Below are 4,881 nucleotides of genomic sequence, written 5' to 3'. Positions count from 1 at the left end.
GTTTCAATTGTTTGAGTTGAGTTTCCCAATATCGGGGTATGTGAGGTGCAATTCCGGTGAGATCGGTTACTTCGCTAATCGAATAATAGAGTTTCTCTGGTGATGATTGAGGCATGAAACTGACTTTCAGAAAGTACTTGAAAGAATCTACCGAACATTTGAAATAAATTCAAGATGTGACAACAAAGTACTTGATATCTCGGAAACTGTCAGAAGATTTTTCGGAATTTTTGGACTATGATCGTTCCACCTGCCAAACGATTGGCAAGTCGGATACGAAACAGCTCCTTGTCTGTGAGGGGGCGTGGTTCCAGCATTTGCGAGAATCTCGACAATGAATCGCCGAAGTAAATTGGTCGCCGATAGACTACATGCTTCGATATCCCAGGTGCTAATTCTCCTCGCAGAGGAGCAACACACAACCATTGGTAACCCGCCTCCAGTGCCATCTCCAAGTGATGTGCGCAATATCTACCGAATGGAAATGCGAAACTAACAATCGGATGACCAAACCGTTGCTCTAAGATGTCTTTGCTGACGATAAGCTCGAGGCGGGCTTGTTCGTCATTCAGTAAGGTAAATGCAGTGTGTGAAACGCCATGAGAACCAATTCGCCAACCGGCGAAGAGCAATCCGAAGACACTCGAATTGTCGAGATGGTAGAACGTACGCCAAGCCAATTGGGCTTCCCAGCGATTCGATTTTCCTATCGCATCAGTGATGAGGAAAACGGTTCCAGTAAATCTGAATTCACTAAGAATAGGTAATGCATGCAATCCAATTGAAGTATAACCATCGTCGAATGTTAATCCGATTACATTTGGATCATCGGAAGTAATCGCTGTTTCCAGCGGTAGCAGTTTTTTGTCTTGGGAATAAGCCAGCGACATTTGTTTGCGGAAGGTACCGGGAAAAACGTTTGTAACGCCGACCTCCCAACGAGGATCGATTTTGTGATAGAGGAGGATTGGTTTGTTCGAGTGATTTGTCATGGTCTTGAGAGTGTAGGAAATGGAATGGGGAAAGACAAGTGGATTGCACGGTTGTGTTTGCATGAATAATGTCAGACGAGATTGCTTACGGTGAGCCTCAAGACGGTTTAGCTAACCTCTATTGCGGGCGGACATTGTAGTCCGCCCCTACCCGAATTGTGAGATTGCTTCGGCGCAAGGCGCTCTCGCAATGACAGGTAAGACTGGATGTCAAATCACGACGCTTTACGAGTTTAATGTTTACCGGTGTGACCGAATCCCCCCTCCCCACGTTCACTCTCGGGAAGTTCCTCTACTTCGACGAATTGCGGGGAGTAGACTGGTGTAATCACTAATTGAGCAATTCGGTCACCGCGATGAATGGTGAATGTCTCCTGACTCAAGTTGATTACGATTACTTGTAATTCACCGCGATAGTCACTGTCGACTGTTCCAGGTGTATTGGGGATGGAAATGCCAGCCTTCAAAGCAAGCCCACTACGCGGCCGCACCTGCCCCTCAAAACCAACGGGAATCGCTACCGCAAATGAGGTGGGTACAAGCATACGTCCCATCGGAGGCAATTCTATCGTCGTCTCGACGGCGGCGCGGAGATCGCAACCGGAGGAATAGGGTGTTGCTGGTTGAGGCAAGGGAATATCTTCAAAACCGGTTCGCACCCGTTTGATTTGTACGTGGATGGGATTCACTGGCATGTTACCTCGTTATTAGTGGACAGACATTTTTATGGTCTATCCTACGGCTTTTTTATGGGAGGGCGTTGGAGTCCACCTTCTGGGATTGCTTCGTCGCTATGCTCCTCGCAATGACACATTAGACAGGAGGGTCTGAGCTACACATCTATTTCTTCTCGATGGGAAGCAGACGGGTTTCCGTGAATGGTTTGCCATCTCCCCAAAGGTCTTGTGCTACAGTTAATATTTCTTCCGCGGTAACTGCATCGATTTTCAATGCAACATCATCAATTGAAAGGTAAGATTCTTGATACAACTCCATCCGCGCGAGTCGTGACATCCGTGATGCCGTCGATTCAAGCGCCAAAATGATACCCCCTTTGAGTTGTGTCTTCGAGCGTTTCAATTCTTTGGAAGTCAGTGGAGTTGTAGCAATTTTTTCGAGCTGCGCCAAAGCGACAGCTCGTGCAGTTTCCAATTTCGGCGTAACCGTTCCCAGATAAATGCCAAACAACCCACAGTCACGGTAACTATCAAAGAACGAGTAGACATTGTAGGCAATGCCGCGCCGTTCGCGAATCTCCTGAAAGAGCCGCGACGACATCCCAGCCCCTAAAACCGTATTCAATAACAGCAAAGGGAGCTTTCGTTTATCGCCATAGGAGTATGCCCGGAGGCCCATCACTAAATGTGCATTCTCCGAGGGGTGATTTTGGGTTTTTCCTTCCTGCGGTTCCAGCTTCGGCGATGCGTTGCGAACTGGGGGACGTGCATTATTCTGGAACGGTATTTTCTGCTCAATCATTCGGCAGAGTTCATCGTGATCACAGTTGCCCGCAGCCGCCACCACCATTCGTTTCGGATGATAATGCTTGGCGACAAATTCGATTAGATGATTCCGGTCGATTTTATCAAGCGTTTTTTCCATCCCTAAAATTGAACGTCCTAACGGATGGTTGGGAAAGACATCTTCCTGCCACAGCTCAAAAATCAAATCGTCCGGGGTTTCTTGCACACCACGCAACTCATCGTTGACAACACCCTTTTCCTTTTCGAGTTCCTTTTCCGGGAAAGTGGAATTAGCAACGATATCGGTTAAGACGTCCACTGCGGTGGCGAATTCCGAAGACAATACCGTCGCATGGAAACCGGTGATTTCGCGGCCGGTAAACGCATTCAGTCCGCCGCCGGTCTCTTCAATTGCCATCGAGATTTGTCGCGGGGTTCGTCGCTTCGTTCCCTTGAATGCCATGTGTTCGATGAAATGGGCTATGCCGGCAAATTCCGCAGGCTCATCGCGAGAACCGACTTCGACGAAGATTCCCAGCGAAATTGATCGAGCGTCCGGCAATTCTTCGGTAACGACCCGGAGTCCATTTGTAAGAACAGTGCGATGAAAGCCGTCCGTTGGATGTGAGTGTTTCAAGTTTGGTATTCTACTATATTTATTTTGCGATACTACGAAGGGGCGTATTGAATACGCCCCCTCAACCGTTTGTAGGGTGGACACAAGGTCCACCCGTACTCTGTAGTCTAAATCTTTGCAGGGTGGACACAAGGTCCACCCGTACTCAGATCAAATGTTTATCGACGATGACCACCACCGCCGGGACGCCGGTCACCGCCACGAGAGGGTCCGCGGGTTCTGCCCTCGGAGCTTTGGGTACCGCCGATTACGCCATCCTTATCGGGGAGAAGCGCTTTCCGGGAGAGATCCATTTTACCCATCGGATCGACTGCCAAAAGTTTCACTTCAACATACTCGCCCAACTTGACAACATCATCCACCCGTTGCACTCGTTCGTGAGAGATGTTGCTGATGTGCATCAACCCTTCGCGTCCGGGTAGAATTTCGACAAAGGCGCCGAAATCGACAATGCGGGTAATGCGACCACGATAGATTTTCCCGACTTCCGGTTCCATCATCAGGCCCATGACATGTTCATAGGCATCGCGAACGCCATCGACATTCAAACCGCAAACTACGACGGTACCATCGTCGTCGACATCAACTGTACATTCGGTACGTTTTGCCAATTCGCGGATATTCTTGCCACCAGGACCGATCAACAAACCGATTTTGTCCTGATCCAACGAAACGCGAACAATCTTCGGTGCGAAGTCGCTGAGTTGCGGTGAGGCAGAAGGTAATGCGGTTTCCATCAAACCAAGGATGTGGGCGCGGCCCTCGTGCGCTTGCTGTAAGGCACGGCGCATCAGGTCGAGCGATATTCCCTGAATTTTGATATCCATTTGGAAAGCAGTGATTCCTTCACGGGTACCAGCAACTTTGAAGTCCATATCGCCTAAGGCATCTTCGTCACCTAAGATGTCGGATAGGATTACTGCTTGGTCGCCTTCCTTCACAAGACCCATTGCAATACCAGCAACCGGGCGCTTTAAGGGTACACCCGCATCCATCAACGAGAGCGATGCGGCGCAAACCGTTGCCATCGAAGAGGAACCGTTCGACTCGAGCACCTCGCTAACGACACGAATGGTGTACGGGAAAGCATCCCATTCCGGCAAAACGACTGAGATCGAACGCTCAGCTAAATTGCCATGTCCGATTTCGCGGCGCGACGGTCCCATTTGCCGTTTGGTTTCACCGGTAGAGAACGACGGGAAATTGTAGTGAAGCATAAAGCGGCGGAAGTAGTTGCCTTCTAACGCATCGATTCGCTGCTCATCGAATTTCGATCCTAACGTACAGACACCCAGCGCTTGCGTTTGACCGCGGGTAAACAACGCCGAACCGTGAGGACGCGGTAGAATCCGGGTTTCAATCGTAATCTGGCGAATCGTTTTCGGATCGCGACCGTCAATACGGGTGTTCTCAGCGATGAGACGTTTCCGCATTTCTGCTTTGAGCTTCTTGTCGAGCACCTCAGAAACAAACTTTGCTTTGTCGGCATTCTCTTCGCCAATTGCTGCCATCGCTTTCACAGCGGCGGCTTTGCGAATCAGATTGCGTTCCTGCTTTTCAGGGGTACGAGCGGCACGTACGATATCGTCGCCAATCGCTTCGGCAATCTTCGCTTCCAAATCGGCGTCGGCGAACGACAACTCATATTCGCGCAACGGCTTCTTGAGGGTTGCAATCAATCGATCCTGCAACTGGCAGATTTCGCGAATGGCGGCATGGCCAAAAGCAATCGCGGCAATCAACGTATCTTCGTCGACTTCCTTCGATTCTCCTTCCACCATGGTTATAT

At 49.7% G+C, this 4,881-nt stretch carries 4 protein-coding genes; all 4 read right to left on the bottom strand.

Annotation, left to right across the window (positions count from 1 at the left end; genetic code table 11):
* Positions 1–209: 209 nt before the first annotated feature.
* Positions 210–1,055 carry a polysaccharide deacetylase family protein gene (locus OEM52_13955; protein ID MDK9701240.1) on the bottom strand — a complete coding sequence of 282 codons (846 nt, stop codon included), beginning with the start codon at positions 1,053–1,055 and terminating at the stop codon, positions 210–212.
* A 170-nt stretch (positions 1,056–1,225) separates the two neighbouring features.
* A complete protein-coding gene (gene dut / locus OEM52_13950) occupies positions 1,226–1,681 on the bottom strand; it encodes a dUTP diphosphatase (GenBank protein ID MDK9701239.1) in 456 nt (151 codons plus the stop codon).
* A gap of 151 nt (positions 1,682–1,832) precedes the next feature.
* Complete coding sequence (locus tag OEM52_13945) at positions 1,833–3,092, bottom strand: insulinase family protein (protein MDK9701238.1); 1,260 nt, start codon at positions 3,090–3,092, stop codon at positions 1,833–1,835.
* A 158-nt stretch (positions 3,093–3,250) separates the two neighbouring features.
* Positions 3,251–4,881: polyribonucleotide nucleotidyltransferase (gene pnp / locus OEM52_13940; protein ID MDK9701237.1), on the bottom strand; the 1,631-nt coding region annotated here is incomplete at its 5' end.

This window comes from bacterium (assembly GCA_030247525.1).
In the GTDB taxonomy this organism is placed as follows: Bacteria; Electryoneota; JAOADG01; order JAOADG01; family JAOADG01; genus JAOTSC01.
The sequence above is the reverse complement of the archived record's forward strand: the minus strand, read 5'-3'. Positions and strand labels throughout refer to the sequence as shown.

Excerpts from the sequence above, each read along its gene's own strand:
- OEM52_13955 (MDK9701240.1), bottom strand. The coding sequence starts at position 1,055 with ATGCAAACACAACCGTGCAATCCACTTGTCTTTCCCCATTCCATTTCC.